Source organism: Neobacillus cucumis, assembly GCF_002860255.1.
Classification (GTDB): domain Bacteria; phylum Bacillota; class Bacilli; order Bacillales; family Cytobacillaceae; genus Neobacillus; species Neobacillus cucumis_A.
On sequence record NZ_PGVE01000033.1, the window covers coordinates 1 to 1,537 of the forward strand.

A 1,537-nucleotide genomic window follows, 5' to 3' on the forward strand; every position below is an offset into this window, starting at 1 on the left:
TTTCTTCAAGGAAATACAGCATTTTCTGAGAAACGACCGCATCTGTCACCGTTCGCGCTTCACTCGTGCCGAGTTTACCTTTTGTTTGGCCTTCAAACTGCAAAATTTCTTCCGGAATACGTACGGAAACGATCGCCGCAATTCCTTCACGGATATCCGAGCCATCGAGATTTTTATCTTTTTCTTTCAATAAACCCGCTTTACGTGCATATTCATTCACCACACGTGTCATCGCAGCTTTCGCACCGGTTTCGTGCGTCCCTCCGTCTTTAGTTCGGACGTTGTTAACGAAGGAAAGAATCGTTTCAGCATAACCGTCGCTGAACTGGAACGCAAATTCGACTTCAATGCCGTCGACTTCACCTTCGAGGTACGCTACGTCATGTAGAACTTCTTTTTCTTCATTCAAATAGGCGACAAACGCTTCAATACCTGATTCGTAATGAAAGATATCTTGCTTATCTGTACTTTCTTCTTTTAGCGTAATCTTTAAACCTTTCAATAGAAAAGCGGACTCACGCAATCTTTCTGCCAGTGTGTCATATTGATATTTAATCGTAGAGAAGATCGTCGTATCCGGTTTAAAATGGATCATCGTTCCTGTCTCTCGAGTTTTACCGATTTCTTCAAGCGTTGTAGTCGGTTTACCGCCATGCTCAAAGCGTTGGTGAAATTTCTTGCCTTCTCGATGGATCGTCACTTCTAGCCACTCGGACAATGCATTGACAACGGATGCCCCTACACCGTGCAAGCCACCACTCGTTTTATAGCCGCCTTGTCCGAACTTTCCACCTGCGTGCAAGACCGTCATAATGACTTCAGCAGTCGGTTTCCCTGACTCATGCTTCCCTGTCGGCATACCGCGTCCATAGTCTCGTACGCTGACACTGCCGTCTTTATGGATTGTGACATCAATTTCATTACCGAAGCCAGCTAGTGCTTCATCCACCGAGTTATCCACTATTTCGTAGACTAAGTGATGCAGACCTCTCGTGTCGGTCGAACCGATGTACATTCCCGGCCTTTTTCGTACCGCTTCCAAGCCCTCTAAAATTTGAATGGAACTATCATCATACGTATTTTGTATTTTCTGTTTCGTCAAAATGAAACCCCCGTCAAACAAATGTTCTGTTATTTTAATCATACATCTTCTGATAAACCTTGTCAAATCAACGTTTTGTTTCAGCTCAACCTATTGTATAGAAGAAATGTACGGAATGCAACGAGCAAACCATGACAACACACCGAACGATTTATGCGGAAATTCCTTTTTCCGGCTGTTCTTCATCTTCCTCCAGAATTCTATTATTGTCCAGAACTTATGCATCTGCTACACTAATAATAAAATAGTTTATCATGCATAAAGGGGTTCACTATGGAAAATTACGTTATCATTCTGGCAGCTTATTTGCTTGGCTCCATCCCTTCCGCTCTGTGGATCGGCAAACTTTTTTATGGAACGGATGTTAGACAACATGGCAGTGGAAACATGGGTGCGACGAATACATTTCGGGTACTCGGAAAAAAAGCTGGCATC

General features: G+C 43.5%; 2 protein-coding genes. One reads left to right on the plus strand and one right to left on the minus strand.

Features of this window, described 5'->3' with window-relative positions; all coding sequences use genetic code 11:
* Positions 1-1,144, minus strand: a 1,144-nt coding sequence (locus CVD27_RS07335; RefSeq protein WP_257984297.1) for an ATP-binding protein, incomplete at its 3' end; no start/stop codon positions are given.
* Between the two features lie 231 nt (positions 1,145-1,375).
* Here CVD27_RS07335 and CVD27_RS07340 point away from each other — a divergent pair.
* Positions 1,376-1,537 (plus strand): glycerol-3-phosphate acyltransferase (locus tag CVD27_RS07340; RefSeq protein WP_180960195.1); only part of this gene is annotated, 162 nt, incomplete at its 3' end.